Consider the following 26,199-nt stretch of genomic DNA (forward strand, 5'->3'; position numbering starts at 1 on the left):
ATATCAATGAAAAAAAAATTATATACTGCTATTGGATTAATGAGTGGAACATCTATGGATGGTATCGATTTATCTATAATTAGTTCAGATGGATACGATGAATTTTCAAACATTTTAGATGATTATTATGAGTATGATAAAAATCTTCAGAATCAGTTAGTTCGATTAAGAGATTTAGTCTTAACAAAGAAAGATCTTTTACAAAATTCAGAAAAATTAAGAGAATTAGAGAGAAATTTAACTCTTTTTCACGCCAATGCAGTTAATCAATCATTAAAAAAATATAGGGATCCCATTGATTTGATAGGTTTTCATGGTCAAACAATTTTTCATAGCCCACATGAGAAAATTACAAATCAATTAGGAGATGGGAAATTGTTATCCCAAGTCGTCAAAAAAAAAGTCATATATAATTTTAGACAAGCAGACATTCAAAATAATGGTCAGGGAGCACCTTTAACACCAATTTTTCATCAAATTTTATCAAAAAAAATAAATCAAAATTTTGATATTAAATTTCCAATAGGTTTCTTAAATATTGGCGGTATCGCAAATGTTACAAAAGTTGTTAATATTTCAGATAATTTTCAAAATAACCTTTCTGCTTTTGATATAGGTCCTGGCAATTGTTTAATTGATGAATGGGTAAGAAAGAATTCCAGTAAAAAATTTGATAAAAATGGTGAATTATCTAAAGCAGGAAAAGTTGATCAATTAATTCTTAATCAGGCAATAGACAACTTTAAAATAAATTCTTACTCACAATCATTAGATATTAAAAATTTCGATGTATCTTTTGCGAGAGGTTTATCTTTAGAAGATGGTTGTGCTACAATAACAGATTTTACGGCATATCTGATCGCAGAAGGGTTAAAATATATTAGCCAAAAAAATAGTATTACATTTTTACTCTGTGGTGGTGGTAGAAAAAATAGTAATTTAATTAATTGTATAAAAAATTACATATCAAATGAAAATAATATTACTTTGGAAATTATAGATAATTATAATTTAAATGGTGATTATATTGAATCCCAGGCATTTGGATTTTTGGCTATAAGGTCTTATTTAAATTTACCCATTTCTTTCAGCACAACAACTGGATGTAAAGAATTTACAGTGGGTGGAAAACTCGTAGAAAATTTTTAATAAAGTGCTGTTTCTTTTTTTACATATTTATCAAGATGTTTAATTAAAGCATCGCTATTTTTTGAAAAGAAATGATTGGCATCTGATATAGTATTAAATTCTACTTTAATTCCTTTTTGAGCACTTAATCTTTTATCTAATTCTGAAATGTATTCTAGTGGTACTAATTCATCTTTTTTACCATAAATTACTAGGCCTGAGGTTGGACATGGAGATAAAAAAGAAAAATCATAAACATTTGGCTGAGGTGAAATAGCTATAAATCTATTTATTTCTGGTCTTCTCATTAATAATTGCATTGCAATTAATGATCCAAATGAAAATCCTGAAACCCAACATTGAGAATTGTCAAAATTTTCTCTCTCCAACCAATCTAAAGCAGCTGCCGCATCAGCAAGCTCACCTTGACCATTATCAAATTCTCCATCGCTCTTACCAACACCTCTAAAATTTACTCTACAAACTGAAAAATCGTTATCCATAAAAGTATGAAAAGTATCTACCACAACTTTATTATTCATTGTCCCCCCATATTGAGGATGGGGCTGTAATACTAAAGCAATTGGGGATGTATTTTTTTTACTTTTATAATATTTAGCTTCAAGTCTTCCTGCAGGACCAGGTATAAATATTTCTAAAATCTTGTTATCCATAAGCGATATTGATTATTATTCTCAAAAAAAATGTACGTTTATCACAAGTCAGCGACAATATGTTAGTTTTTTTTTATACTCTAATCTTGACCAATTTGGTCAGGTATGTATAAAAACCCACATTTTAAGGGTATAAATGAAACTTACATCAAAAGGAAGATACGCTGTAATGGCTTTAGTTGATTTAGCTAGGTTTGATAACATCAATCCAGTATCACTAAGAGACATATCTTTAAGACAAGGTATTTCGTTAGATTACCTTGAACAAATTTTTTCTAAATTAAAAAAAAACGAAATTGTAAAAAGTATTAGAGGAACCCAAGGAGGATATGTTCTTAATAAAAACCCAAACGATATTAAATTAACAAATATATTCAATGCTGTGGATGAAAAAGTAAAAACTGTTCAATGCAAAAAAGAATCAAAAAGAGGATGTAACGGTAAAGCTACAAAATGTATAACTCACAATCTTTGGGATGAATTAGAGATTCACATAAATACTTTCTTTGAAAATAAAAGCTTAAAAGATTTATTAAATAACAATAAAGAAACAAGAGTTTAGAATGGATAAAAGACAAAAAGAAATAAATAATTTAAAAGATTATAAATATGGTTTTTCGACAGACATAGAAAATATTCAAGCCCCAAAAGGTTTGAATGAAGATGTCATTAAATTTATTTCGAATATTAAAAAAGAACCTGCATGGATGCTTGAGTTTAGACTAAAAGCTTTTGAAAGGTTTAAAGTATTAAAAGAACCAGATTGGCAAAAACCTAAATTTCCAAAAATAGATTATCAAGATTTATATTATTACTCTGCACCTAAAAGTATGAAAGATAAGCCAAAGAGCTTAGATGAACTGGATCCTAAACTTTTAGAAACTTATAAAAAACTTGGTATTCCTTTGCAAGAGCAAGCAAGATTAAATGGAATAGCTGTTGATGCTGTATTTGACTCAGTTTCTGTAGCTACTACTTTTAAAGATGAATTAACAAAAAAAGGAATTATATTTTGTCCTATATCGGAAGCAATTCAAAACCACCCTGAGTTAGTTAAAAAATATCTAGGATCTGTAATTCCAACAAGTGATCATTTTTTTGCAACATTAAACTCAGCAGTTTTTACAGATGGTTCTTTTGTATATATACCAGAAGGTGTTAGATGTCCAATGGAGCTATCAACTTATTTTAGAATTAATGCATCAAACACAGGTCAATTTGAAAGAACTTTAATTATTGCAGATAAAGGAAGTTACGTAAGTTACTTAGAAGGATGTACAGCTCCAATGAGAGATGAAAATCAATTACATGCTGCTAATGTAGAATTAATTGCACTTGATGATGCGGAAATAAAATATTCAACAGTTCAAAATTGGTATCCAGGCGATAAAGATGGCAAAGGTGGTATATACAATTTTGTAACAAAGAGAGGTTTATGCAAAGGAAAAAATTCAAAAATTTCATGGACACAAGTTGAAACAGGTTCAGCTATTACATGGAAGTATCCTAGTTGTATTCTTAAAGGAGATAATTCTGTTGGTGAGTTCTATTCAATAGCTATTACCAACAATCATCAAAAAGCTGATACAGGTACAAAAATGATACATCTAGGTAAAAATACTAAAAGTAAAATAATTTCTAAAGGAATATCAGCAGGTAGTTCAGATATGACATATAGAGGTTTAGTTGATATTTCATCAAAAGCTAAAAATTCAACTAATTATACTCAGTGTGACTCTTTATTAATGGGTAACAAATGTGGAGCTCACACTGTTCCTTATATAAAAAATAAGAATTCAGAGTCTAATATTGCTCATGAGGCAACTACATCCAAGATTAGTGAAGAACAGCTTCATTATTGCCAACAAAGAGGATTAAATCCAGAGGAAGCTGTTGGCTTGATTGTTAACGGTTTTTGTAAAGAAGTATTGCAACAATTGCCTATGGAATTTGCAGTAGAAGCCCAAAAACTTGTAGGTATCAGTCTGGAAGGAAGCGTAGGTTAATATGCTTAAAATAAATAATTTAAATGCAATGATTGATAACAAGTCTATTTTAAATGGACTATCCTTGGATATAAATCCTGGTGAGGTTCATGCAATTATGGGTCCTAATGGATCTGGAAAAAGCACATTATCAAATATTCTATCTGGAAAAAAAGGTTATGAAGTTTCGGGGGAAGTTCTTTTTGAAGAAAAAGATTTATTTGAACTTGAAACAGAGGAAAGAGCACACAAGGGAATATTTTTGGCTTTCCAGTATCCCTTAGAAATTCCAGGAGTAAATACAAATATATTTTTAAAAACTTCTTTGAATGCTGTTAGAAAAGCTAGAGGTGAGAAAGAGCTTGATGCTATTGAATTTCTAAAATTGGTAAAAGAAAAATCTAAAGAACTAAAATTTGATGAGGATAAATTAAACAGACAATTAAATGTTGGTTTTTCTGGTGGTGAAAAAAAGAAAAATGAAATTCTACAAATGTCGTTGTTAGCTCCAAAACTATCTATTTTAGATGAAACAGATTCAGGCTTAGATATTGATGCTTTAAAGATCGTTGCAGATGGAGTTAATACACTAAGAGATCAAAACAATTCGTTTTTAATTATTACACACTATCAAAGATTACTTGATTATATAAAACCAGATTTTGTACACGTTTTAATGAATGGAAAAATTGTAAAATCTGGTGGGCCAGATTTAGCTTTAGAATTAGAAAAAAAAGGATATGAAAATTTTAATTAAATGAAAGAACAATTACAAAAAGATTTTGATAATAGCATAAAAAATTTAAGTTTATCTCAAAAAGATATTGAAATAAAAAAATTTTGTTTAGACAATTTCATAGACAAAGGTTTTCCAAATAGAAAAAAGGAAGATTGGAAATTTTCAGATTTGAATCAAATAATAAAAAATAATATTGGAGAACTTAGTTTCTATAATGATCAAACAACTACTAATAAAGTTGATACATCTGTATTTGTAGATGGATTAGAGCATAATAAAATAGTTTTTATAAATGGTAGAATTGAAAAAATTGATTTTGAATATGAAAAAAAAGATCAAATAGAAATAATTGATCAATCAGAAACAATAAATGAATTTAAAAATAGCAATTCATTATCTGACTTGAACAATGCTTTTACTAATAAATGTTTTAAAATATTAGTAAAAAAAGGTTATCAGTTAGTAAAACCTTTAATTATCTATCACACAACAAATTCAAAAATTTGGTCTAAGAACATAAATTTACGACTTAATTTTGAACTAGATAAAGATAGCTCATTAAGATTAATTGATTTGTTTAATGATACATCTGAGAAGAACTTTTTAAATATATTTTATAACTTTGAATTAAAAGAAAATGCAGTTTTAAAAAATTATAAAGTAGATAAATTTGAAAATAAAAATATTAAATATTCTTTTAACAATATTGATCAAGATAAGAACAGTATTTCTGAAACATTTATTTTATCTTCTGGATCAAATTTTTCTAAAAATGAGATAAATTGTAATTTAAATGGAGTTTATGCATCAGCTTTTGTAAATGGAATTCTTTCATTGAATAATGATAAACATCACGAAATCAGATCAATAATAAATCATTTAACTGAAAATACAAAAAGTTATCAATTAATTAAAAGTGTTTTAGACCAAAGTTCTAAAGCAGTGTATCAAGGAAAAATATTTGTAAATTCAGATGCTCAGAAAACTGATGGATACCAATTGAGCAAAGCAATATTGTTAAATAAGGAGTCAGAGTTTAATGCTAAGCCAGAACTAGAAATTTATGCTGACGACGTTAAATGTTCGCATGGTTCAGCTTCAGGGAGTTTAAATGAAGAGTCAATATTTTATTTAATGTCTAGAGGTTTAAGTTATCAACAATCAAGAGAGCTATTAATCAATGGTTTTTTGCTTGATGTTGTAGAAAAAATTACTGATTCAGAAATAAAAAACTTAATTAAAAATATGATTGGAATTAAAGAATGAATATTGATCAAATAAAAAAAGAATTTCCAATATTTGATGAAAAAATTCAAAATAATGACCTAGTTTATTTAGATAGCGCTAATTCATCTCAAAAACCTAAGATAGTAGTAGATAGAATAAATGAATTTTATACCAAACAATTTTCAAATGTTGGTAGAAGTGTTCATTATCTTGCAGTTGCTGCTACTAATTTATATGAAAATACAAGAACGTCTGTTCAAAAATATATTAACGCTCAAGATAAAAATGAAATTGTTTTTACAAAGGGTGCAACTGAAGCATTAAATTTAGTTGCTAATACATTGGGCCAAAGTTACTTGCAGGAAGGTGATGAAGTATTGATTACAGAACTTGAGCATCATTCAAATTATGTTCCATGGCACTTCTTAAGAAAATCAAAAAATATAAAAATTAATTTTGCTGAAATAAATGATGAAGGTGAAATTACTCTTGAAGAAATAGAAAAGAAAATAACTCCAAAAACAAAGTTGATTTCAATTACTCATTTGTCTAATGTAACAGGTGCAATTTTACCAGTAAAAGAAATTGCCCAACTTGCACATTCAAAAGGAATAATTGTTGTAGTTGATGGATGTCAAGGCGCACCACATTTAAGATTAGATATGCAAGATTTAGATTGTGATTTCTATGCAATTTCATGTCACAAAATGTATGGACCTACAGGTTTAGGAGTTCTTTACGGAAAGAAAAAATGGTTAGAAGAATTACCTCCATACCAAGGTGGTGGAGGAATGATAAATGAAGTTAAAAAAGATAGAATTTCCTATGGCGAATTACCTAATAAATACGAGGCAGGAACTATGGCCACAGCACAGGTAATTGCCTTTGATCAATCAATAAAATTTTTAGAAAATATTGGTATAGAAAACGTAATGAAACATGAAGCTGACTTAGTTAATTATGGACAAGAACTATTGCAAAAAAATAATTCAGTTAAACTAATTGGAAATCCAAAAAATAAAGGAGGGGTGTTATCATTCACAATAGAAGGAGTTCACCCACATGATATTGCAACCATCTTGGATGAAGATGGAGTTGCAATAAGAGCAGGACATCATTGTTGTCAAATTCTTCATGATAAATTAAATATTCCAGCAAGTGCCAGAGCATCAGTTGGTATTTATAACACAAAAGAAGATTTAGATCAGCTAAATGAGTCGATAAACAACTGTAAAAAAATATTTAATCTATAATGAATTTAAAAGAACTTTATCAAGAAATTATACTAGAACACGGTAAGAATCCTAGAAATCTTAGAAAGACAGAAGGTTTTAATAAAGACGCAAAAGGCAACAATCCTCTTTGTGGTGATAATGTTCATGTTTATTTAAAATTAAATGGACAAAAAATTGTAGAAGATGCATCTTTCGAAGGGAGCGGTTGTGCTATTTCAATGGCTTCAGCTTCTATAATGACTGATTTGATAAAAGGAAAAAATGAGCATGAAGCTAAGGAAATAGTTGAGGATTTTTTAGGCATGATTAAAGAAAATCCTGAATTAAAATCTGAGTATTTGAGTGAGGATGAAAAAACTAAACTAATGTGTTTATCTGGTGTTAAACAATATCCAATGAGAGTTAAATGTGCAACCTTATCTTGGCACACAATGGTTTCCGCTTTTGATGAAAAAACAGAAGAGGTAAAAACAGAAAATTAAATTATGTCTAAAAAAGAACAGATAATTGAGGAAATAAGAAAAATTTATGACCCAGAGTTACCTGTAAATATCTACGAATTGGGTTTAATTTATGATATTAAAGTAAAGGATGAAAAGTTTGCAATTATTAAAATGACTTTGACAACTCCAAATTGTCCAGTTGCAGAAAGTTTACCAAAAGACGTAAAAGAGGGTGCAATGCAGGTAGAAGGTATAGAGGATGTTGATCTTGAGCTAGTTTGGGATCCACCATGGAACAAAGATATGATGTCGGAAGCAGCTAAATTGGAATTGAATTTGTAATGAACCCTATAATCAAATTAAGTAATAACGCAGCATCGAGAATAAAAGAAATAATGGCTAATGCTGAAAAAGACTCTATCGGTGTTAGAGTATCAGTTAAATCAGGTGGTTGTGCAGGGATGTCTTATGTGATGGAGTATACAAAGGATTTAAATCCTAATGATGAAGTTATCGAAGATAAGGGTGTGAAAGTATTTGTTGATTCAGCTGCTATTATGTATCTGCTTGGAACTGAAATGGATTATAAAAAAGAGGAATTGTCCTCGTCATTTGTATTTAATAATCCTAACGAAACTGAGAGATGCGGCTGCGGAGAGTCGTTTAAAACATCATAAGTTGTATTATCCTAATATTTGCATATCTGAATTGCATTTTTTGCATATCTAGTATATAGTTTCATTATGAATAAATTTGAGTTTAAAAATTTAGTTAAAAACCTAAAAGACTCTTTAAAAGAAAAAGCTTTCTTTAAAGATTTACGAAAAGAAGTTGAAACTGGTGCCAATGGTACCCAAGATTACGTCGTAAAAAAAGGTATTAACAAAAATACAATTGCAACAACAAAACAGTAACTAAGTATTTAGCAGCTGTAATACATCTCAAACTCAACAGGATGGGGTGCATGTTCAAATTTATGAATTTCTTCAAACTTTAATGCAATATAAGCATCAATTTGATCATCAGTAAAGACACCGCCTTGAGTTAAAAATTCTCTGTCTTTGTCTAAACTTTCCATTGCTTCTCTTAATGATCCGCATACAGTTGGAATAGATTTTACTTCCTCTGGTGGTAATTCATATAAATCTTTATCAAATGACTCTCCTGGATGAATTTTATTTTTAATTCCATCTATTCCAGCCATTAACATTGCTGCAAAAGTTAAATAAGGATTTCCTGATGCATCTGGGAATCTTATTTCACATCTTGCACCTTTTTTACTCAAAGTAATAGGAATTCTGCATGACGCTGATCTATTTCTTGCTGAGTAAGCTAGTAATACTGGAGCTTCAAAACCAGGAATTAATCTCTTGTAGCTGTTTGTAGTAGCATTTGAAAAAGCATTGATTGCTTTTGCATGCTTTAAAATTCCACCAATATAATGCAAAGCTGTTTCTGACAAGCCTGAATAAGCATCACCAGAAAATACCGGCGTATCACCTTTCCATATTGATTGATGAGTATGCATTCCAGAACCATTATCACCCGCAACTGGTTTAGGCATAAATGTTGCTGTTTTTCCAAATGAATGAGTTACCATTTGAACAACATATTTGTATAACTGAACATTATCAGCTTGATCAACTAAAGTTCCAAAATACATTCCTAATTCATGCTGACTTGGTGCAACTTCATGGTGATGTTTTTCAACTTTAATACCCACTTCTTTCAAGTTTTTTAAATATTCACTTCTCATATCCTGTTCACTATCTACAGGCGGAACAGGGAAGTATCCTCCTTTTACACCCGGTCTATGACCCATGTTTCCATTTGCATATTCTTTCCCAGAGTTATAGGGACCTTCTTTACTGTCTAAGATAAAGCCACATTCATTCATATCATTTTTAATTCGCACATCATCAAATACAAAAAACTCAGGCTCTGGACCAAAAAATGCTTTATCACCAATTCCAGAGGATTTTAAATATTCCTCTGCTTTTTTTGCTATACCTCTAGGATCTCTTTCATAAGGTGTTTTTTTTATCGCATCAAGAATATCACAAAACAAAACTACTGTATTATGAGACGTAAAAGGATCCATAAACATTCTTGAAGTATCTGGTTTTAAAATCATGTCTGATTCATTAATTGCTTTCCATCCGGCAATAGAAGATCCATCAAAAAACACTCCCTCATTTAACATTCCCTCATCAACAACTGTTGAGTCCATAGTTAAATGCTGAAGCTTACCTCTTGGATCTGTAAACCTTAAGTCTACAAATTCCGCATCTTTTTCTTTGATATACTTTAAAACGTTTGCTGCGCTCATTTTGTCTCCTATGTAATTTTGTTTGGCCTAATTAGCAAAAAAATACTTAAAAATATTGCTTATTTAATAAATAACACCTATGCAATTTTCACATAAGTAGTGTAATTAGTCACTAAAATAATAAATATATTAAACCTGTGAAATCAATATTAAATAAAGAGCCAGTTTTAAGAGCAGAAAAATCGCTAAAACAATTTAATCCAGATATTAAAGTGATTGTTTTAGAGCAAACTGCTAGAACAGCTAACGATGCAGCTACAGCTTTAGGTTGCAAAGTAGGGGCAATTGTTAAAAGCTTACTTTTTAAAGCAGGGGATAGTTATGTTTTATGTTTAGTTTCTGGAGATAAAAGGTGTTCATTAAATAAATTAAAAAAAATTTTAGATCAAAAAGATGTCTCAATGGCGAACCCAGAAGATGTTAAAAAAATTACTGGGTATACAATTGGTGGAGTATCTCCAACAGGACATTTAACAAAAATAAAAATTTTTATTGATGAAACTTTAAATAGATTTTCTTCAATTTTTGCAGCCGCAGGTCATCCTAATGCAGTATTCGAAATAAATTTTGAAAATTTAATTGCCTTAACTTCTGGTGAGATAAAAGAAATAACAGAATGAGAAAACCACAATTAGTTGATTATTTGTTGTTGATATTGTTGTCATTAATATGGGCGTCTGCTTTTTTTAATATAAAGATTGCCACATACTCATTTGGACCTATTACAATAGGTTTTTTAAGATCTTTTTTAGGAGCTATACCAGTTTTAATTTTATGTTTTTATAAAAATATAAAAATTGAAGCATTCTCAAAAGACTGGAAGTGGTTTGCAATAATTGGATTGGTAAATTTAGTTATTCCATTCATACTAATATCTTATGGAGTGAATTTTGTTCAAAGTAACTTAGCAGCTATCTTGATGTCCACAACACCATTAAGCTCAACGGTTCTAGCTCATTTTTTTTTAAAAGGAGAAAAATTTAACTTATTAAAAACTATTGGATTATTAATAGGATTTTCAGGAATAGTATTTTTGTTTTCAGACGACTTTTTAATTAATGAAAATAACTTTGTTGCTGCACTTTTAATTCTCCTTGGATCAACTTGCTATGTAATTGGAGGAGTAATTACCTTAAAAATAAGCAATAAAGAAAATGAAAATGTTACAGGTTCAATTTTAATTTGGTCTACAATTATACTTCTTCCATTCACTTTAATTTTTGAAAAACCTTGGATGTTAAATCCCTCAACGGAATCTATTATATCTGTAATATATTTAGGAATTTTTCCTACTGGGATTGCTTGGTTATTGAGATTCAGAATTTTAAAAACAAATGGTCTTATATTTCATTCACAAGTTTCATATATCATTCCAATATTTGGAATTATTTTAGGATACTTATTTCTCAATGAAATAATTACCTCAAAAATTATAGTTGCTTTGATTGCTGTATTTATTGGAATATATTTAGCTAGAAAAGCAGATTATAAAAACGTTACTTAATATTTGCGATTGCTTTTATGTGTGAAGGACTTGTTTCACAGCATCCCCCAAGAATAGTTGCCCCAGCGTCTTTAAATTTCCTAGCAATTTCTTGAATTTTAATTGGTGTCAAATCTTGTCTTTTACCCAAAATTTCATTTGGATTAGATTTTTTTCCTAAAAAAACTGATGTGTAACTTTCTCTTAGTTTAGTGGTAACAAAACCATTTAATTTGAAACCAAATGGTATATTTAAACTTTTTAATTCTTTTAAGTTTTTCTCAAAATTTTCGGGAGAAACACAAGACAAAAGCACTCCAAGAGCGTTTTCATCAATTATTTTTTTAACATCTTTGATCTTTTCCCCATTTGGTAAAGTTGTTCCTTCAGATACATGTAATCCAACTAAATATGGTTTTTTAAATTCTTTTATAGCCTCAATCCCGCATTTAACTTCTTTAATACTACTCCAAACATCAAAGTAAAAAAAATCAACATATGGATTTAATGCTTTTGCTTGACTATTAAAGTTTTCTGTAATTTCAGCTTCACCTCTATCATCTGCTTCGTAGGTTAAATTTTGTGGAGGTATACCACCAGCAATATACGTATTGGGAAATTTTTGTTTTGCAGCTTGAGCAATTTCACCTGCTTTTTGATTTAAGTATTCAAATTTATCTAAAAGATTATTCTCTTTTAAACGTTTTTGCCGTGTTGCAAAAGTTGTTGTGACAATGATTTCTGCACCAGCTTTTATGAAATCAATATGTGTATCTAAAACAAGTTGATGATAATTTTCATCTAATATTGCATTTGCACTCCATAAAGTTGAATTTGGCTTCATCCCTCTTGCAAGTAATTCTTGACCCATTCCTCCATCTAATATTCTAATTTTTTTAAAAAAATCTTTGTTAATCATTATTTTCTAAGAATGATTTTTGCATTAAAAGAAAAAGATCTTCTTTCAGCATTGATATTAAACGGGTATGCAGTATGCATTAAATAGTTTGGAAAAATTATTAAGTCTCTCTCTTTAGGTACAATATTAAAAATACTTCTGCTTAAAAACCCCCTTTGTCCGTTTATAAAATCAATTGTACCATTAGTCTTATCTTTTTTGTTTTTTAAAAGTTTATTTTTAGTCATATCTTTAGGGACTTTTAAATAACCTACACCAGATATATCTCCATTATGATAATGAATAGGGTTATATTCATCTTTAAATTGACTAACTACCCATAAGTTTAATATTTTTATATCTTTAATTTTTTTAATCTTTTCATTTTTTAGAAAATTTTTGATATTTTTTTTTATTTCTCTTTCTAAATTTTTTTTTATGAAATTATCTGAGATTTTAATTTCTTTTTTAATTTGACTAGCTAGTTTTGAGCTATAATCATTATTTTTAGTTAAAACTTTATTATCAATTTCTTTATTTAAGATATCTAAAAATTTCTTTGAAATTTTTGTCTTTCCTATTGATGGACCAAAAGGCTTAATATTTTTCATAATGCTTTAAATATATTAAAAGCAAATTTATTCAATATTAAGCTACAAGTTTAATTCCCATTCTTATTGCGACAAAAATTACAAGAAAAGAAGTTAGTAGAGCTAATATTTTGTTCGATAAAAATTTAATGTTTAACACGCTACCAATTTGTCCTCCAATAAGTACCGATAAAAATAATGGCCAGTAGGTAATAACTTGATCTAAAACTTGATCTTTTGTCAGCTGTCCAACTATTCCAAAGATAGAGTTGATTAATATAAATAAAGATGCACTACTTGTGATATGTTTGGGGTATCCAGCTTTCATTAAAAATAAAAAAGGGCTTAAAAAAATTCCTCCACCAATTCCCACTATACCTGACATAAAGCCAATTATTGATCCAATAGAAATTGAGGTTAATCTTGGTATTTTGTTAATTTTAATTTGCTCTTTATTAAAAGATTTACTCTCAATTAATAAAAAAATGCCTGCAACCAACAAAACACAAAATAATAAAATCTCAAATAAACTTTTTTCAATTGTTATTGATCCTCCAATAAATGCAAAAGGAATAGAGCCAATTAAATAAGGAAAAAGTAAATTAATATTAATATTTTTAGATTTTATAAAATTGATAGAATTACCAGATACAACAATAATATTACATACAAGAGCTATAACGGGAAATATTGTGTAAGGTACACCCCAAATTAAAAGTATTGCAAGATATGTTGAGCCTCCACCAAAACCAACACTTGAGTATATTAATGCAGTTACAAAGAAAAGAATTGATAATATAATCATTTTTAAATTATGGATGTGAATATAGCTTTATTAACTGTAACAGATACAAGAACATTTGATAATGATAAATCGGGTGCAATCTTAGTTGAAAAAATTAAAGAAGCAAAACATCAATTAATTGATCGAAAAATTTGTAAAGACAATAAAGAAGATATTGTAAAAATTTTAAAAGAATGGACTAATCAAAAAGATATAGACGTTATAATTACTACTGGAGGAACAGGTCTTACTGGAAGAGATATAACTCCTGAGGCGATTGACGAAATTGCAGATAAACATATACCTGGTTTTGGAGAGGTTTTTAGAACAATAAGTCTAAAAACAGTTGGAACATCCTCTATACAATCTAGAGCCTGTGCCGCTTTATCAAATGGAAAATATATTTTTGCATTACCTGGTTCCTCAGGCGGTGTAACAGATGCATGGGATGGAATTTTAAAACATCAATTAGATATTAATCACAAACCTTGTAATTTTGTTGAATTATTTCCAAGACTAAAAGAAAAATAATTATTTTTGATATTTTTCTTTCCATTCAGAATAAGGCATCCCATAAACATGCTCTCTTGCTTCTAAGTCTGACATGCTTACTCCATTTTTTTCACCTTCTTCTCTTAACCATCTTGATAAACAATTTCTACAGAACCCAGCAAGATTCATTAGATCAATATTTTGGACATCTTTTCTTTCATCCAAATGTTTCAACAATCTCTCAAAAGCTGCTGATTGAAGTTCTTTTTTTTGATTATCATTCATGAATAAAGTATTAATCACAAAAACGATCAACACAATAAATAAATTTAAATTTTATTTTTATATTTTTCAGAAACAAGTTGTGAAATAATTGATAACGCTATTTCAGATGGTGATTTTCCTCCCAACTTAATTCCAATTGGTCCATTTATTTTATCTAATTCTACTTCTTTAAAACCAGCCCCTATTAATCTCGAGCATCTTTTTTCATGTGTTTTTTTACTTCCTAGGGCACCAATATAAAAAAATTTATTTTTTAATGCATACTGTAAGGCAGGATCATCAATTTTTGGATCATGGGTTAAAGTAACCAAAGCCGTACTTGAATTAGTTTCTATTTCATCAAAAGCTTCATTTGGCCATTTATTAATAATTTTTGTATCTGGAAACCTTTTTTTTGACGCAAAATACCCTCTTGGATCAACGATAATAATCTCAAAATTTAAATTTTTAGCAAAATCAATTAAATACATTGAAATATCAACAGCTCCTACGACGATTACTCTAATTGGATTTTTATACGTTTGAACAAATATCTCTGAGTTTTCTATTATACCACTTTTGTTTGAATGAAATATTTTTTCAATTTCCTCTGAATAATTTAAAAACATTCCACTAAGATTATGCCCAGGAAAAAATATCTCACTTTCTCCATTAATTAAATTTGTTATTAGTGCAAATTCTTTTTTTAAAGATTTATTCTTTAAAGTTTTTCTAATTGTTTCTATTTTCATTGTTTAATTTCTTCAATATAAATTGAAATATCACCTCCACAGGCTAATCCTATTTCCCATGCATTTTCATTCGAGACATTAAAATCTATTTTTTTACAAATTTTTTTATTTTTCATTAAAGATATACATTCTTCAACAACTTTAGCCTCCACACAGCCTCCAGAAACAGATCCTAAAAAATTTCCATCTTCACTTACTATCATTCTACTACCAATTCCTAATGGAGATGAGCCCCATGTTTGGACAACTGTTGCTAATGAAACTTTTTTATTATTTTTTATCCAATTATCTGCTTCTTCAAATATTTTTTTTTCAGGAAAATTACTCATTTTTCAAATATTCTTTTAAAGTTTATTCTTAGGGCCAGTAAAACTGTTATTAACACAAAATAAATTAAAGGTTTAAAGTAAATAGTTTTAGATAACCAAATAAAATGCAAAGAACCTAAGATTGCAATTATATATATTAGTCTGTGCAATTTTTTCCAGTTTTGTTTAAGCAATATTATCATTTTTTGTGAAGAGGTTATCGTAAGTGGTATTAATAAAACCCAAGCAGCAAAGCCAACAAAAATATATTTTTTTTTTACAACATCATTCAAAATTGGTTGCCAGTTAAATCTATGGTCTATGCCAACATAAGTTAATAAATGTAATGAGGTATAAAAAAAAACAAATAATCCTAGCATTCTTCTAACCTTTACCCAATAATTTAAATTAGTGATTTTTTTTAATGGTCTCATTGACAAAGTTAAACATATAAAAATTAAAGCCCATTCTCCTGTAAAATGAGTTATTTCTTTAACTGGTTCTGGCCCTAATTTATTAAAAAAAATTTTATAAGTTATAACTAGAAATGGAATTGTACTTAATATGAAAATACTTGGCTTAAAATACTTTATCATCAAAAGTACTTTTTTAAATCCATGCCAGTGTATAAACTTGCTACTTCATCACCATAGCCATTAAACATTAAGGTTTTAACCCTTGGAGCCCACACACCTTCTCCAATTATTCTTTCAGTTGCTTGAGACCATCTAGGATGATCAACATTAGGGTTAACATTTGAGTAAAATCCATATTCTCTAGGTGAAGCCCACATCCATGAAGAGGTAGGCATGTTTTCAACAAACTTTATTTTAACAATTGCTTTTGCACTTTTAAAACCATACTTCCACGGAATAAAAATTCTTAACGGTGCCCCATTTTGATTTGGAAGTTTTTTACCATATAAGCCAGTCACAACAGTTGTTAAAGGATGCATGGCTTCATCAATTCTTAAGCCTTCATTGTATGGCCAATTTAAAACAGGATATCTTTGACCTTTCATTTGTGCAGGATCATATACACTTTCAAATTCAACAAATTTTGCTTTATTAGTTGGATTAACTTTAGATAGTAGTTCGCTTAAAGAAAAACCCATCCATGGAATAACCATTGACCAACCCTCAACGCATCTTAATCGATATATTCTTTCCTCAGAAATAAACCTCTCTGAGATCTCCTCCATAGATAATTTAATAGGTTTTTCTACTTCTCCTTCAATAGCTATTTCCCAAGGAGTTGTTTTAAATGTTTTAGAATTTCTATACGGGTCACTCTTTGATGTTCCAAACTCATAATAATTATTATAAGTCGTTATATCTTTATAACTAGTTAATTTATCTCTTTCACTTGCTAATGATTTATTTACAAAGGGTATAGTGGATATTGCTAAAGAGCTTGCACCAAGCCCTATAGATTTAATAAAAGATCTTCTATTTTTATAAATATTCTCTGGTGTAATTTCTGAGTTTTTAAATTTTATCATTTTAATTATTTATAGATACTCCCTTTAACCATTCGCTTTGTTCATTTTTATAATGTTCTTTTTTCCAAATCGGTGATCTTTTTTTAATTTCTTCAATTATGTATCTAGATAATACAAATGCTTGATCTCTATGTTTGCAAGCTACACCAATAATAATACTTTTTTCTTTCAAACCCACATATCCTTTAACATGCTCAATAAACACTGCTTTTTCTTTAATATTTAGCTTGTTATCGGCTTCTTCATAAATTTCTTCAAAACTTTTTATAACCATACTTACTTTGGCGTCATAGGTAATACCAGTAACTGTTTTATTTTCATTTAAATCTCTTACAGTCCCAACAAAATATATTATAGCACCAAATTTCGATTGATTTAAAAAATTTTCTGCTTTTGAAATTTCTATCTTCTCATTTTTTGAAGCATCAATAATTTTAGTATGTAGCATTAACCGCCTCCTATAGGAGGTATAATGCTAAAGTTTTGTTTTTTAACTATTTTATAATTGTCTGAGACAATTTTATCATCAGATGAACAAAAAGCTGACGATTTAATAATTTTTTTAAAAGTTTCATTTCCTTTAAATTTCATATCAACAAACTCTATCATTTGGTTTCTAAGATCTTTTATTGAGGAATTTTCAATTAATTCAAAGTCTAAATGGGATTTGGTACTAAATTCTCTAGCTGCGCCAAATAGTTCAACTGAAATTTTCATTAAAAAATATTTTTTAGAAAAACTGGGAGACCATCAGGGTTTTTCCATAATCCACTTTTTCCACCTTCTTTAATTAATAATTTTACGTTATCAATTTTAAGATGTGGATTTACTATTTTGCTTAAATCATAAATTGTGATTAAGGCAGAGTTAACACCCATTATTGCTTCCATTTCAACACCGGTTTTTGCTACTGCAGAAACTACGCAAAACACTTCTAATGAACTGTCTAATTCATTCATAATTATTTTAGTTGCCGTATGGTCAATTGGAAGTGGGTGACAAAGAGGAATAAGTTCACTTGTTTTTTTTACTCCCAACACAGCTGATATCTCAGCTAAAGCAATAGGATCTCCTTTAGGCATCTTCTTATTTTTAATTAGATCAAAAACTTTTTTTCCAACATATATCTTACCTGACGCAAGTGCTCTTCTAAAAGTTTCTTTTTTTGAAGAAACATCAACCATATTAAAAGAATTTTTTTGAAATATTTCTTTCGCCCAATCTTTAAGCTCTTCTTGATTTATAATTTTTAATTTTGACATTAGCCACCTGTTGTAGATAAATTTTTAGTTAAACCAGTTTCACCAAGTTCCAAATGGTGAGATTCTTTTTTAAATTTCATTTGACCCATTATAAGATCTTGTAATTCACCAATTTGATCATCTTTTTGTAATAAATGTCTTATACTTATACCAGTATTTCCAAATAGGCATAATCTAAGATCTCCTTTTGATGTAATTCTTAATCTATTACAGCTTCTACAAAAATCTTTAGAGTAGGGTGCTATGATTCCAAACTTTCCTTTATATTCTGGATTGATATAATTTAGTGATGGCCCAGCATCTTTACCTAAGGTTTGATAAATCCAATTATTTTTATTTAAGTATTCTTTGAAGATTTTTGAAGATACATGGTATTTTTTAAAATAATCCAGGTTATCACCTGTTTGCATTAACTCTATATATCTAAAATCTACTTTGTTATTTTTTATAAATTCTCCCCAAGAGTCAAAATCTTTGTCTGATGCATTTATTCCATTTAAAAGAACTGCATTAATTTTAATATTTTCAAAATACAAATCTTGAAGTTTTTTAATTCCTTTTAAAATCTCTGGTAATCGATCATGACCTGTAACATTTTTGAATGTATTTCTATCTAGACTATCAATGCTAATATTAATACCATTTAAACCACAATCAACTAACATCTTTGCTTTTTGATCTAAATGATAACCGTTTGTGGTAATTACAACTTTTTTTATACCAGCTTCATTTTTTAAAATCTTAATTATATCAAAAAAATCTTTTCTTACTGTTGGTTCTCCACCAGTAAGTCTAATTTTGCTTACACCTAATTTTGAAAAAACTTTTGCAAGACGTTTTATTTCTTCTAAGTGAAGAAATTTTCTATTGTCACTTTTATCAATTTGATAACCATTAGGTAAACAATATCCACATTTAAAGTTACATACATCAGTAATTGAAAGCCTTACATATGGAAAGGTCCTACCAAATTTATCTCTTAATATTTTCATTTAAGATAAAGATATCATAATTAATAAAATTAATCATGATTGAATTAAATTAAAAATTATGAATAAATACTAAAAAACAATATTAACTCAAAATGGCAGAGATAAATATTTCTAACATTAATAAATTCTTTGGATCCACACATGTGATCAAAGATGTATCTCTAGAAATTAAAAGTGAGTCTTTCACTGTATTTGTTGGACCAAGTGGCTGTGGTAAATCAACAATGCTAAGAATGATTGCTGGTCTAGAGGAGATTAACTCAGGAACAATTTCAATTGATGGACAAGTTGTTAATGATCTTCCACCAACAGAAAGAAATATAGCAATGGTCTTTCAATCATACGCTCTGTATCCACACATGACAGTGTTTGATAATATGGCATTTGGTTTAAAGATTGAAAAAAAATCTAAAGAGGAAATTACTGATAGAGTTATGGAAGCTGCTAAAATTCTTCAGATCGAGCAATACTTGGAGAGAAAACCGAAACAACTGTCGGGAGGACAAAGACAGAGAGTTGCGATTGGTAGAGCAATCACAAGAAAGCCAAAAGTATTTTTATTTGATGAACCTTTATCTAATTTAGATGCAGCCTTAAGAGTTCAGATGAGAGTAGAGCTCGCTAAATTACATGATCAATTAAATGCGACAATGATTTATGTTACTCATGATCAAACCGAAGCAATGACACTTGCAGATGATATTGTTGTATTAGATAATGGAATTGTATCTCAAAAAGGAACACCCTTGAAATTATATAATGAACCAGAAAATTTATTTGTTGGTGGTTTTATTGGTTCACCAAAGATGAACTTTATCAATTCTAAAGTTATAAGCTCTAATAGCTCTGAAACCGAAGTTGAAATTTCAGGACAAGGAAAAATTATTGTTCCAAAAACTTCAGATAAAGTTTCACCTGGCGATAATGTAAAGATTGGTATCAGACCTGAACATATATCAATCAATACTGGTGAAAAATGTTGGGATAGCAAGGTATTCGTAATTGAAGAATTAGGTTCATCTACATTTCTATATTTAGAGAAAGATGGAGAACCATTAGTTGTTCAAACAGATGGTGCGAATTCAGCTAATATTGGAGATAATTTAAGCTTAAGTTTTGATATAAATAAATGTCATTTATTTGATGAAAATAATTTAGCTTTTAAATAATTTATCTTTTTTAATAAGTTTTTATTTAGATTTAATTTAAAAATCTGAAGGAATTGAATTTTGTTCTACAAGCTTTTTGAAAAAATAATATGATTTTTTGGGGGTTCTTTTTAAAGTTTTAAAATCAACATGCACAATTCCAAATCTCTTTTCAAATCCTAACGCCCATTCAAAATTATCCATAAATGTCCATGCAAAGTAGCTTTTAACTTTAGCTCCATTATCAATTGATTTTTTTACAGCACTTAAATACTTCTTAAAGTAATCAATACGATCGTTGTCGTTTATTTCTCCATTTTTTTCAATTAAATCTGGATATGCTGCACCATTTTCAGTTAGATAAATATCTGGATTTCCATAATTATTTTTTAAATCCATAATTTGATCATAATAAGCATCTGGAACAATTTCCCATCCCATAAGAGTTAACTTTGAAACTTTATCATTAAGACCAAAAGGTAATTCATCATTGAATGCTCCTCTTGCTTTAAGTAAATGTTTATTATCAGCTTTAATTCTAATATGTTGATAATGATTTAATCCAATAAAATCATTTTTTTGAAAAATAGTTTTCATATCATCTTGTTGAATATGTTTTGAGACATCATTAATTAGTAATTCAGGATATCTTCCAAGATACATAGGGTCGGCAAATGATCTATTCCAATGAGTATCGAATAATTTAGTTGCATGAAGATCCTCACTTGATTTTGTAGCAGGAATACATGGCGCCATATTTAAAGTACAGCCAATTTTTATATTATTATTTAAAGATTTCATTGCTTGAAAAGCTGTACCATGTGCAACATTAACATTATGTATTGATGCAAAGTATTTTTCTAAATCTTTGTATCCTGGAGCCATGTAACCATCTAAATATCCATGAATAGTAAAAACTTGTGGTTCATTAAATGTGATAAAATGATTACATCTGTCTCCAAAATTTTTAACAATAGCCTCTGAATAATCTGAAAATATTTTTGCCATGTCTCTATTTGCCCAACCCCCTTTATCTTGCAGGGATTGAGGAAGATCCCAATGATATAAAGTTATGAAAGGCTCAATATTTTTTTCCAAACACTTGTCTATCAACCTTGAATAAAAATCTACTCCTTTAGGATTTATTTTACCCATCCCCTCTGGAATAATTCGTGTCCATGCTAAAGAAAATCTATATGAATTTAAATTTATACTAGCCATCAGCTCAATATCTTCTTCATACCTATGATAATGATCAACAGCAGTATCTCCATTTTCATTATTTTTAACTTTTCCAGGTGTATGTGTAAAAGTATCCCAAATACTTTTGCTTTTTCCATCTTTATCTGTAGCACCTTCTATTTGGTAACTTGCTGTAGCCGTTCCCCAAAAAAAACCATTAGGAAATTTATTTTTCATATTAATTAAATACTGGTATCCAATTTTTGTGAGCTATTAATAATTCATCTACCATAGAACTAATTTGATCTAAACTTAATATAGAAGAAGTAAGTGGATCCAACATAGCTGCATGATAAATAGTCTCCTTTTTTTTTGTCTTTAAGGCTTCAACAGTCAACTGTTGAACATTTATATTAGTTTTCATTAAATTTGCTAAATGCATAGGTAAATTATCAACCTTTTGTGGATTAATACCTTTATTATTTATTTTACATGGTACTTCAACACAACAATCCTCTGGTAAATTAGAGATTAATTTATTATTTAAAACATTTCCATTAATTGTATCTTCTTTGCCGTCTACAATTGATACAATTATTCGTGATGCATATTCTAAAGATTTTTTACAAACAAATTTTTCCCCATTTAATAAACTTTGTTCTTGTTGATCCCATTCTTTAATTTGTTTTTTACATCTTCGAATATATTCATTAATTGGAATGTTGAATTCACTTAATAAGTCCTCTCTGTTATTTTTAATAAACCATGGTGTATATTCTGCAAAGTGTTCAGATGATTCAGTAACAAAATATCCAAGTTTTTCTAAAACTTTATATCTAACTTCATTTGTGCATCCATCCCAATTAGTTCCAAATGTTTTTTCTTTTCCAGCTTTAAAAATTTTAGGATAAAGATTTTCTTTTGTTCCATCAGAGTTAATCTTTTCAAATTTAGTAAAAAAAGACATATGATTAATACCTGAACATTCATAACTAATATTTTTTATGTCTTCGCCAATATCTTTTGCTAAATCTTCAGCAGTTCCTTGTACAGAATGACAAAGTCCAACATATTTAACTTCAGGTGCAAATTTAGATAATGCCAAACAGTTTATTGCCATAGGATTAACGTACTGTAACATTATTCCACTTGGACAAACTTCATTCATATCTTTTACAACAGACAATAAAACAGGGACAGTTCTCAACCCTCTCATGATTCCACCTATACCTAAAGTGTCACCAATAGTTTGTTTTAATCCATACTTTGCTGGAATTTCAAAATCAATAACTGTAGAGGGTTCATAACCTCCTATTTGAAACATTAAAATTACAAAGTCAGCTCCTCTAAGTGCTTTTTTTTGATTTTTTTCAATTGTAATCTTTGGATTAGCACCTATTGATTTTGCAACTTTTTCTGCTACTAAATTTGAAGTTTTTAATCTTCTTATGTCAATATCTTGTAAAACTATTTCACAGTTGCTGAAATTTTTTTCAAGCAAAATATCTGTAAGTATATTTTTCATAAATACAGTACTTCCTGCTCCAATAAAAGTAACTTTAATCATACTAACCTTTGGTTGCTCCAAGAGTTAATCCAGCAATGAAATGTTTTTGCATTAAAAAAAACATAATAACAGGAGGTATCGCAGCAACAATAGATCCAGTTGATAATAAGTGATAAGCTGTAATCCATTGACCATTTAATGATTTTAATCCAGCAGTAATTGGCATTGCATGATCACCTTGTATTAAGACGGTTGCCCAAAAATAATCGTTCCATATAAATGTAAAAATTAAAACACACAGTGCTGCTATAGCTGGTCTAGTCAAAGGTAATATTATCTTCCAAAATATTCTAAATTCGGATGCTCCATCCATTCTTGCAGCCTCTATAAGCTCTTGAGGTAAGGCTTTGATAAAATTTCTCATAAAAAGTGTACAAAAACCTGTTTGAAAAGCCACATGAAATAAAACCAATCCTGTAATAGTGTTGTATAGACCAATTTTAAAGGTCAGGTCTCTAACTGGTATCATTAAAATTTGAAATGGAACAAAGTTTCCAGCTATAAAAATAAAAAATATTATTAAATTTGTCTTAAATTTATATCTTGCAAGAGCAAAGCCAGTCATACAACTTAAAGCAACCGCTCCTAACATTGTTGGTATAGTTACTTTAAAGCTATTTAGAGTGTATTTGATCATTGGAGTGTTAGTGAAAACATCGTATAAATTTGAAAAAAGTAAAAATTCACTTGGTGTTCCCCACATATTTCCAGCAGTAATATCCCCTAAACCTCTGATTGATGTCATTAAAATACCAAATATCGGTATCAACCAAATAATTAATGAGATAGGCAAAAATACTTTATAAATGTATTGATTTATAATTGGTCTTTGATGAATCGGAGTAGGGAACATTTAGTTGTTATCCTCCCTCTCGTTTCGATACATTCTGTATATAAAAAACAAAATATAAAACATCATTATTGTGAATAAAACAGTTGCTATCGCTGACCCGTATCCCATTCTGTAACCGTATTCACTTAAAGCTTGCTCAAACATGTAATACGCTAAGACATTTGAATAACCATAAGGTCCACCTTGAGTCATTATTGCCACCATGTCAAAACTTCTAAGCGCACCAATCACAGTTACTACAATTGCTAAAAAGGTAGCGTGCCTTAGTTGTGGAAGTACAATATTCCAAAACAAATGAAATCCTTTTGCGCCATCCATTCTCCCAGCTTCAATTTGTTCAGGGTTAATATTATTAAGTCCTGTTAAATATAAAATTAAACAATAAGCAATTTGTGGATAAAGACCTGCAAATATTATCCCATAAGTAGCGGTATTTTCATTTGCAAGAATTGAAAATCCTTCTAATCCAATTAAATTTAGAAAGGGTGCAATAACCCCATAATTTGGCTGGTAAAACCAAGTAAAAATAAGTCCAATAACTACTTGAGAAATAACAAATGGAAAAAAAAATAGAGATTTTATTAATCTAATTCCAAAAACAATTTGATTTAAAAATATTGCTAGTCCTAAGCCAATAGGAACTGCCAACATAAAAAATATTAACCACTTAAGATTATTCCAAAGTGAAATATAAAAATATTCATCATCTAAAAGTTCAATGTAATTTTGAAGGCCAACATATATAGATGGAGATAATCCATCCCATTGATAAAAAGAAATACCAATTGATACAAATATTGGGGCTATTACATAAATAGAAAAAAATATTAATCCTGGAGCTAGAAAAATCCATGGGCTTATTTTAACTTGATTTTTTTGCCACCAAGTAATTCTTTTTGGTTTTGAATTATTAAGTTCCATATAATTTTATTTAAAAATTGATGAAATCGAATTTTTAACTGAGGGGCTAGTAAGCCCCACAGTTAAATTAAAAGTTTATTTATAAACTCTTTGACGTACTTTTTCTAATCTTTCTAAGATTTTTTGTCTTCTGTCAGGATTAGACATATATTCTTGAAAGCCTTTCATTCCCTCTGATGCCATTTGAGCTGGAGCATCTCTATCGTAGAATTGTGCCATTGCGTAAGCATTATTTAGCATATTCAATCCTGCTGCTAAGAAAGGATCTCCCTCTTTAACTTTAGAGTTTTTGTTAATAGGAAGCTGACCTAATATTTTATTGATCTCTTCTTGCACATCTGCTCGAGACATAAATATTAAGAAACGTTTAGCATCCGTTTTATTTTTAGCTTTAGAAGGTATATGCACAGTATCCGTAGGTGCTTCTTCAGCCATTGGGATACCTGGTGTGATTTCAGGGAACTGGAAGAAACCTAAATTTGAGTCTCTTAAGCCAGCCTCTTTTAAAGGAGCAACAGCAAAGTTACCCATCACATACATTGCTGCTTCACCATTTGCCATAGGAGTTAAAGCTTCTTGCCAACTAAGTGCTGCATGATTTTCTAAGAAGTAACCAGGCTTTACAAGCTCATCCCATTTATCAAATACCGCTTGCACTTTTGGATCTGTGTAAGGAACCTTACCTAGTGTTAAATCCATATGAAATTCATAGCCATTTGTTCTAAGATTTAAATAATCAAAAACACCAGCTGTTGTCCAAAGATACTTTGATCCAATTGTAATAGGTGTAATACCTGCAGCTTTTAACGTAGCACATGCAGCTACAAAATCATCCCATGTAGTTGGTACAGATATTCCATTTGCTGTAAATAAATCTTTTCTGTAATACACTCCCCACTGATAATAAGTGTAAGGAATGCCCCATTGCTTACCACCAATAGTCATTGATTTTTTAGCGTGCTCCATATTTTCAGAAAGGTTTCCGTCTACCCAACCTGAGTCTTTCCAAATATCAGAGACATCTTCAAACAAACCTGCTCTTACAAATGGTAGCATTCTATTTCCAGCATACCAGTTTGCAACATCAGGCGGATCAGTGTTTAAAAAATTTCTTATGGATTGTTTGTAACCTTCATGGTCAAAAACATTCCATTTTACTGTGACGTCTGGGTTTTCTTCTTCAAATTTTTTAATAATATATTCAAAAGCCTCTTTAGGTGCTGCATCAGATGTATCTGTGTTTATCACTAAAGTACCAGCGAATGAATTTGAAGAGATTATTCCAAACATCATTATTAATGAGATAATAACCTTTTTCATTTATGCTCCTTTTTTAATTTATGACTTATAGAGTATGTATTTTTAAAATTGATTACAATTAAAAATTTTCCCCAGAAATTGATGATTATTAAATTAACAAAATAAAGATCTAATAATTTTGT

General features: G+C 29.2%; 33 protein-coding genes. 14 read left to right on the forward strand and 19 right to left on the reverse strand.

Annotated elements, in window-relative coordinates:
- Window positions 1-6: 6 nt before the first annotated feature.
- A complete protein-coding gene (locus tag ACTT9L_RS00690; RefSeq protein WP_440927465.1) occupies window positions 7-1,149 on the forward strand; it encodes an anhydro-N-acetylmuramic acid kinase in 1,143 nt (380 codons plus the stop codon).
- Here the strand turns inward: ACTT9L_RS00690 and ACTT9L_RS00695 are convergent.
- A complete protein-coding gene (locus tag ACTT9L_RS00695; protein WP_440928651.1) occupies window positions 1,146-1,790 on the reverse strand; it encodes an alpha/beta hydrolase in 645 nt (214 codons plus the stop codon). The genes ACTT9L_RS00690 and ACTT9L_RS00695 overlap by 4 nt on opposite strands.
- A gap of 148 nt (window positions 1,791-1,938) precedes the next feature.
- On the opposite strand from ACTT9L_RS00695, the gene ACTT9L_RS00700 reads away from it, so the two are divergent.
- From ACTT9L_RS00700 to ACTT9L_RS00740, 9 genes are all read left to right on the forward strand, one after another.
- The gene (locus ACTT9L_RS00700) at window positions 1,939-2,364 is read left to right on the forward strand and encodes an Rrf2 family transcriptional regulator (protein WP_440927466.1); all 426 of its coding nucleotides are present in this window, start codon (window positions 1,939-1,941) and stop codon (window positions 2,362-2,364) included.
- A gap of 1 nt (window position 2,365) precedes the next feature.
- Window positions 2,366-3,808, forward strand: a complete 1,443-nt coding sequence (gene sufB / locus ACTT9L_RS00705) for a Fe-S cluster assembly protein SufB (RefSeq protein WP_440927467.1) — start codon at window positions 2,366-2,368, stop codon at window positions 3,806-3,808.
- A 1-nt stretch (window position 3,809) separates the two neighbouring features.
- On the forward strand, window positions 3,810-4,544 hold the full coding sequence (sufC, locus tag ACTT9L_RS00710; protein WP_440927468.1) for a Fe-S cluster assembly ATPase SufC: 735 nt from the start codon (window positions 3,810-3,812) through the stop codon (window positions 4,542-4,544).
- Window positions 4,545-5,792 carry a SufB/SufD family protein gene (locus ACTT9L_RS00715; RefSeq protein WP_440927469.1) on the forward strand — a complete coding sequence of 416 codons (1,248 nt, stop codon included), beginning with the start codon at window positions 4,545-4,547 and terminating at the stop codon, window positions 5,790-5,792. It abuts the gene before it with no gap.
- Window positions 5,789-7,006 carry an aminotransferase class V-fold PLP-dependent enzyme gene (locus tag ACTT9L_RS00720; protein ID WP_440927470.1) on the forward strand — a complete coding sequence of 406 codons (1,218 nt, stop codon included), beginning with the start codon at window positions 5,789-5,791 and terminating at the stop codon, window positions 7,004-7,006. Before ACTT9L_RS00715 ends, ACTT9L_RS00720 begins: the two co-directional genes overlap by 4 nt.
- Window positions 7,006-7,470: a Fe-S cluster assembly sulfur transfer protein SufU gene (gene sufU, locus ACTT9L_RS00725; RefSeq protein ID WP_072091216.1), complete on the forward strand. Its 465-nt coding sequence runs from the start codon at window positions 7,006-7,008 to the stop codon at window positions 7,468-7,470. The genes ACTT9L_RS00720 and sufU overlap by 1 nt, the downstream gene beginning before the upstream one ends.
- Before the next feature lie 3 nt (window positions 7,471-7,473).
- Window positions 7,474-7,773 (forward strand): SUF system Fe-S cluster assembly protein, encoded by a 300-nt coding sequence (locus ACTT9L_RS00730; RefSeq protein ID WP_440927471.1) that lies wholly within the window; start codon window positions 7,474-7,476, stop codon window positions 7,771-7,773.
- Window positions 7,773-8,108, forward strand: a complete 336-nt coding sequence (locus ACTT9L_RS00735; RefSeq protein ID WP_440927472.1) for a HesB/IscA family protein — start codon at window positions 7,773-7,775, stop codon at window positions 8,106-8,108. The genes ACTT9L_RS00730 and ACTT9L_RS00735 overlap by 1 nt, the downstream gene beginning before the upstream one ends.
- 66 nt (window positions 8,109-8,174) lie before the next feature.
- Window positions 8,175-8,345, forward strand: coding sequence for a hypothetical protein (locus tag ACTT9L_RS00740; protein ID WP_440927473.1), 171 nt, complete (start codon window positions 8,175-8,177; stop codon window positions 8,343-8,345).
- 8 nt (window positions 8,346-8,353) lie between these two features.
- Here ACTT9L_RS00740 and glnA read toward each other — a convergent pair whose 3' ends face one another.
- Window positions 8,354-9,760: a type I glutamate--ammonia ligase gene (gene glnA / locus ACTT9L_RS00745; protein WP_440927474.1), complete on the reverse strand. Its 1,407-nt coding sequence runs from the start codon at window positions 9,758-9,760 to the stop codon at window positions 8,354-8,356.
- Between the two features lie 137 nt (window positions 9,761-9,897).
- Between glnA and ACTT9L_RS00750 the strand changes: the two genes are divergently transcribed.
- Together ACTT9L_RS00750 and ACTT9L_RS00755 are read left to right on the forward strand one after the other, a co-directional pair.
- The gene (locus ACTT9L_RS00750) at window positions 9,898-10,380 is read left to right on the forward strand and encodes a YbaK/EbsC family protein (protein WP_440927475.1); all 483 of its coding nucleotides are present in this window, start codon (window positions 9,898-9,900) and stop codon (window positions 10,378-10,380) included.
- Entirely contained in the window at window positions 10,377-11,264 is an 888-nt protein-coding gene (locus ACTT9L_RS00755) for a DMT family transporter (protein ID WP_440927476.1), read from the forward strand. Before ACTT9L_RS00750 ends, ACTT9L_RS00755 begins: the two co-directional genes overlap by 4 nt.
- Here the strand turns inward: ACTT9L_RS00755 and ACTT9L_RS00760 are convergent.
- The 3 genes from ACTT9L_RS00760 to ACTT9L_RS00770 are packed head-to-tail and all read right to left on the reverse strand — an operon-like array spanning window position 11,257 to window position 13,536.
- Entirely contained in the window at window positions 11,257-12,162 is a 906-nt protein-coding gene (locus ACTT9L_RS00760) for a homocysteine S-methyltransferase family protein (protein ID WP_440927477.1), read from the reverse strand. The genes ACTT9L_RS00755 and ACTT9L_RS00760 overlap by 8 nt on opposite strands.
- Window positions 12,162-12,752, reverse strand: coding sequence for a putative 2OG-Fe(II) oxygenase (locus tag ACTT9L_RS00765; protein WP_440927478.1), 591 nt, complete (start codon window positions 12,750-12,752; stop codon window positions 12,162-12,164). Before ACTT9L_RS00765 ends, ACTT9L_RS00760 begins: the two co-directional genes overlap by 1 nt.
- 37 nt (window positions 12,753-12,789) lie before the next feature.
- Window positions 12,790-13,536: a sulfite exporter TauE/SafE family protein gene (locus tag ACTT9L_RS00770; protein ID WP_440927479.1), complete on the reverse strand. Its 747-nt coding sequence runs from the start codon at window positions 13,534-13,536 to the stop codon at window positions 12,790-12,792.
- A gap of 9 nt (window positions 13,537-13,545) precedes the next feature.
- Between ACTT9L_RS00770 and moaB the strand changes: the two genes are divergently transcribed.
- Entirely contained in the window at window positions 13,546-14,046 is a 501-nt protein-coding gene (gene moaB / locus ACTT9L_RS00775) for a molybdenum cofactor biosynthesis protein B (RefSeq protein WP_440927480.1), read from the forward strand.
- Here moaB and ACTT9L_RS00780 read toward each other — a convergent pair whose 3' ends face one another.
- Genes ACTT9L_RS00780 through moaA form a run of 9 tightly spaced genes read right to left on the reverse strand, consistent with a single transcriptional unit; the run spans window position 14,047 to window position 19,086 of the window.
- Window positions 14,047-14,292 (reverse strand): DUF1244 domain-containing protein, encoded by a 246-nt coding sequence (locus tag ACTT9L_RS00780; RefSeq protein WP_440927481.1) that lies wholly within the window; start codon window positions 14,290-14,292, stop codon window positions 14,047-14,049.
- Window positions 14,293-14,336: 44 nt separating this feature from the next.
- Window positions 14,337-15,023 (reverse strand): XdhC family protein, encoded by a 687-nt coding sequence (locus tag ACTT9L_RS00785; protein WP_440927482.1) that lies wholly within the window; start codon window positions 15,021-15,023, stop codon window positions 14,337-14,339.
- Entirely contained in the window at window positions 15,020-15,352 is a 333-nt protein-coding gene (locus tag ACTT9L_RS00790; protein ID WP_440927483.1) for an XdhC family protein, read from the reverse strand. Before ACTT9L_RS00790 ends, ACTT9L_RS00785 begins: the two co-directional genes overlap by 4 nt.
- The gene (locus tag ACTT9L_RS00795) at window positions 15,349-15,927 is read right to left on the reverse strand and encodes a sulfite oxidase heme-binding subunit YedZ (protein ID WP_440927484.1); all 579 of its coding nucleotides are present in this window, start codon (window positions 15,925-15,927) and stop codon (window positions 15,349-15,351) included. The genes ACTT9L_RS00790 and ACTT9L_RS00795 overlap by 4 nt, the downstream gene beginning before the upstream one ends.
- Complete coding sequence (msrP, locus tag ACTT9L_RS00800) at window positions 15,927-16,832, reverse strand: protein-methionine-sulfoxide reductase catalytic subunit MsrP (RefSeq protein WP_440927485.1); 906 nt, start codon at window positions 16,830-16,832, stop codon at window positions 15,927-15,929. The genes ACTT9L_RS00795 and msrP overlap by 1 nt, the downstream gene beginning before the upstream one ends.
- A gap of 1 nt (window position 16,833) precedes the next feature.
- The gene (locus ACTT9L_RS00805) at window positions 16,834-17,280 is read right to left on the reverse strand and encodes a molybdopterin synthase catalytic subunit (protein ID WP_440927486.1); all 447 of its coding nucleotides are present in this window, start codon (window positions 17,278-17,280) and stop codon (window positions 16,834-16,836) included.
- Complete coding sequence (locus ACTT9L_RS00810) at window positions 17,280-17,549, reverse strand: MoaD/ThiS family protein (protein WP_440927487.1); 270 nt, start codon at window positions 17,547-17,549, stop codon at window positions 17,280-17,282. The genes ACTT9L_RS00805 and ACTT9L_RS00810 overlap by 1 nt, the downstream gene beginning before the upstream one ends.
- Entirely contained in the window at window positions 17,549-18,094 is a 546-nt protein-coding gene (moaC, locus tag ACTT9L_RS00815) for a cyclic pyranopterin monophosphate synthase MoaC (protein WP_440927488.1), read from the reverse strand. The genes ACTT9L_RS00810 and moaC overlap by 1 nt, the downstream gene beginning before the upstream one ends.
- On the reverse strand, window positions 18,094-19,086 hold the full coding sequence (moaA, locus tag ACTT9L_RS00820; protein WP_440927489.1) for a GTP 3',8-cyclase MoaA: 993 nt from the start codon (window positions 19,084-19,086) through the stop codon (window positions 18,094-18,096). Before moaA ends, moaC begins: the two co-directional genes overlap by 1 nt.
- 92 nt (window positions 19,087-19,178) lie before the next feature.
- On the opposite strand from moaA, the gene ACTT9L_RS00825 reads away from it, so the two are divergent.
- Window positions 19,179-20,255 (forward strand): ABC transporter ATP-binding protein, encoded by a 1,077-nt coding sequence (locus tag ACTT9L_RS00825; protein ID WP_440927490.1) that lies wholly within the window; start codon window positions 19,179-19,181, stop codon window positions 20,253-20,255.
- A 36-nt stretch (window positions 20,256-20,291) separates the two neighbouring features.
- Here ACTT9L_RS00825 and ACTT9L_RS00830 read toward each other — a convergent pair whose 3' ends face one another.
- The 5 genes from ACTT9L_RS00830 to ACTT9L_RS00850 form a co-directional block, all read right to left on the reverse strand.
- A complete protein-coding gene (locus tag ACTT9L_RS00830; RefSeq protein ID WP_440927491.1) occupies window positions 20,292-21,653 on the reverse strand; it encodes a GH1 family beta-glucosidase in 1,362 nt (453 codons plus the stop codon).
- A 1-nt stretch (window position 21,654) separates the two neighbouring features.
- Window positions 21,655-22,983 carry an alpha-glucosidase/alpha-galactosidase gene (locus tag ACTT9L_RS00835; protein ID WP_440927492.1) on the reverse strand — a complete coding sequence of 443 codons (1,329 nt, stop codon included), beginning with the start codon at window positions 22,981-22,983 and terminating at the stop codon, window positions 21,655-21,657.
- A 1-nt stretch (window position 22,984) separates the two neighbouring features.
- A complete protein-coding gene (locus tag ACTT9L_RS00840) occupies window positions 22,985-23,836 on the reverse strand; it encodes a carbohydrate ABC transporter permease (RefSeq protein WP_440927493.1) in 852 nt (283 codons plus the stop codon).
- Window positions 23,837-24,757, reverse strand: coding sequence for a carbohydrate ABC transporter permease (locus ACTT9L_RS00845; RefSeq protein ID WP_440927494.1), 921 nt, complete (start codon window positions 24,755-24,757; stop codon window positions 23,837-23,839).
- Window positions 24,758-24,832: 75 nt separating this feature from the next.
- Window positions 24,833-26,077 (reverse strand): ABC transporter substrate-binding protein, encoded by a 1,245-nt coding sequence (locus ACTT9L_RS00850; protein ID WP_440927495.1) that lies wholly within the window; start codon window positions 26,075-26,077, stop codon window positions 24,833-24,835.
- Window positions 26,078-26,199: the final 122 nt, after the last annotated feature.

Origin of the sequence: Candidatus Pelagibacter sp. (genome assembly GCF_052049675.1) — a bacterium.
Lineage (GTDB): Bacteria > Pseudomonadota > Alphaproteobacteria > Pelagibacterales > Pelagibacteraceae > Pelagibacter.

Coding starts and splice junctions, on each gene's coding strand:
- ACTT9L_RS00690 (WP_440927465.1), top strand. CDS start 7: ATGAAAAAAAAATTATATACTGCTATTGGATTAATGAGTGGAACATCT.
- ACTT9L_RS00700 (WP_440927466.1), top strand. CDS start 1,939: ATGAAACTTACATCAAAAGGAAGATACGCTGTAATGGCTTTAGTTGAT.
- sufB (WP_440927467.1), top strand. CDS start 2,366: ATGGATAAAAGACAAAAAGAAATAAATAATTTAAAAGATTATAAATAT.
- sufC (WP_440927468.1), top strand. CDS start 3,810: ATGCTTAAAATAAATAATTTAAATGCAATGATTGATAACAAGTCTATT.
- ACTT9L_RS00715 (WP_440927469.1), top strand. CDS start 4,545: ATGAAAGAACAATTACAAAAAGATTTTGATAATAGCATAAAAAATTTA.
- ACTT9L_RS00720 (WP_440927470.1), top strand. CDS start 5,789: ATGAATATTGATCAAATAAAAAAAGAATTTCCAATATTTGATGAAAAA.
- sufU (WP_072091216.1), top strand. CDS start 7,006: ATGAATTTAAAAGAACTTTATCAAGAAATTATACTAGAACACGGTAAG.
- ACTT9L_RS00730 (WP_440927471.1), top strand. CDS start 7,474: ATGTCTAAAAAAGAACAGATAATTGAGGAAATAAGAAAAATTTATGAC.
- ACTT9L_RS00735 (WP_440927472.1), top strand. CDS start 7,773: ATGAACCCTATAATCAAATTAAGTAATAACGCAGCATCGAGAATAAAA.
- ACTT9L_RS00740 (WP_440927473.1), top strand. CDS start 8,175: ATGAATAAATTTGAGTTTAAAAATTTAGTTAAAAACCTAAAAGACTCT.
- glnA (WP_440927474.1), bottom strand. CDS start 9,760: ATGAGCGCAGCAAACGTTTTAAAGTATATCAAAGAAAAAGATGCGGAA.
- ACTT9L_RS00755 (WP_440927476.1), top strand. CDS start 10,377: ATGAGAAAACCACAATTAGTTGATTATTTGTTGTTGATATTGTTGTCA.
- ACTT9L_RS00760 (WP_440927477.1), bottom strand. CDS start 12,162: ATGATTAACAAAGATTTTTTTAAAAAAATTAGAATATTAGATGGAGGA.
- ACTT9L_RS00765 (WP_440927478.1), bottom strand. CDS start 12,752: ATGAAAAATATTAAGCCTTTTGGTCCATCAATAGGAAAGACAAAAATT.
- ACTT9L_RS00770 (WP_440927479.1), bottom strand. CDS start 13,536: ATGATTATATTATCAATTCTTTTCTTTGTAACTGCATTAATATACTCA.
- moaB (WP_440927480.1), top strand. CDS start 13,546: ATGGATGTGAATATAGCTTTATTAACTGTAACAGATACAAGAACATTT.
- ACTT9L_RS00780 (WP_440927481.1), bottom strand. CDS start 14,292: ATGAATGATAATCAAAAAAAAGAACTTCAATCAGCAGCTTTTGAGAGA.
- ACTT9L_RS00785 (WP_440927482.1), bottom strand. CDS start 15,023: ATGAAAATAGAAACAATTAGAAAAACTTTAAAGAATAAATCTTTAAAA.
- ACTT9L_RS00790 (WP_440927483.1), bottom strand. CDS start 15,352: ATGAGTAATTTTCCTGAAAAAAAAATATTTGAAGAAGCAGATAATTGG.
- ACTT9L_RS00795 (WP_440927484.1), bottom strand. CDS start 15,927: ATGATAAAGTATTTTAAGCCAAGTATTTTCATATTAAGTACAATTCCA.
- msrP (WP_440927485.1), bottom strand. CDS start 16,832: ATGATAAAATTTAAAAACTCAGAAATTACACCAGAGAATATTTATAAA.
- ACTT9L_RS00805 (WP_440927486.1), bottom strand. CDS start 17,280: ATGCTACATACTAAAATTATTGATGCTTCAAAAAATGAGAAGATAGAA.
- ACTT9L_RS00810 (WP_440927487.1), bottom strand. CDS start 17,549: ATGAAAATTTCAGTTGAACTATTTGGCGCAGCTAGAGAATTTAGTACC.
- moaC (WP_440927488.1), bottom strand. CDS start 18,094: ATGTCAAAATTAAAAATTATAAATCAAGAAGAGCTTAAAGATTGGGCG.
- moaA (WP_440927489.1), bottom strand. CDS start 19,086: ATGAAAATATTAAGAGATAAATTTGGTAGGACCTTTCCATATGTAAGG.
- ACTT9L_RS00825 (WP_440927490.1), top strand. CDS start 19,179: ATGGCAGAGATAAATATTTCTAACATTAATAAATTCTTTGGATCCACA.
- ACTT9L_RS00830 (WP_440927491.1), bottom strand. CDS start 21,653: ATGAAAAATAAATTTCCTAATGGTTTTTTTTGGGGAACGGCTACAGCA.
- ACTT9L_RS00835 (WP_440927492.1), bottom strand. CDS start 22,983: ATGATTAAAGTTACTTTTATTGGAGCAGGAAGTACTGTATTTATGAAA.
- ACTT9L_RS00840 (WP_440927493.1), bottom strand. CDS start 23,836: ATGTTCCCTACTCCGATTCATCAAAGACCAATTATAAATCAATACATT.
- ACTT9L_RS00845 (WP_440927494.1), bottom strand. CDS start 24,757: ATGGAACTTAATAATTCAAAACCAAAAAGAATTACTTGGTGGCAAAAA.
- ACTT9L_RS00850 (WP_440927495.1), bottom strand. CDS start 26,077: ATGAAAAAGGTTATTATCTCATTAATAATGATGTTTGGAATAATCTCT.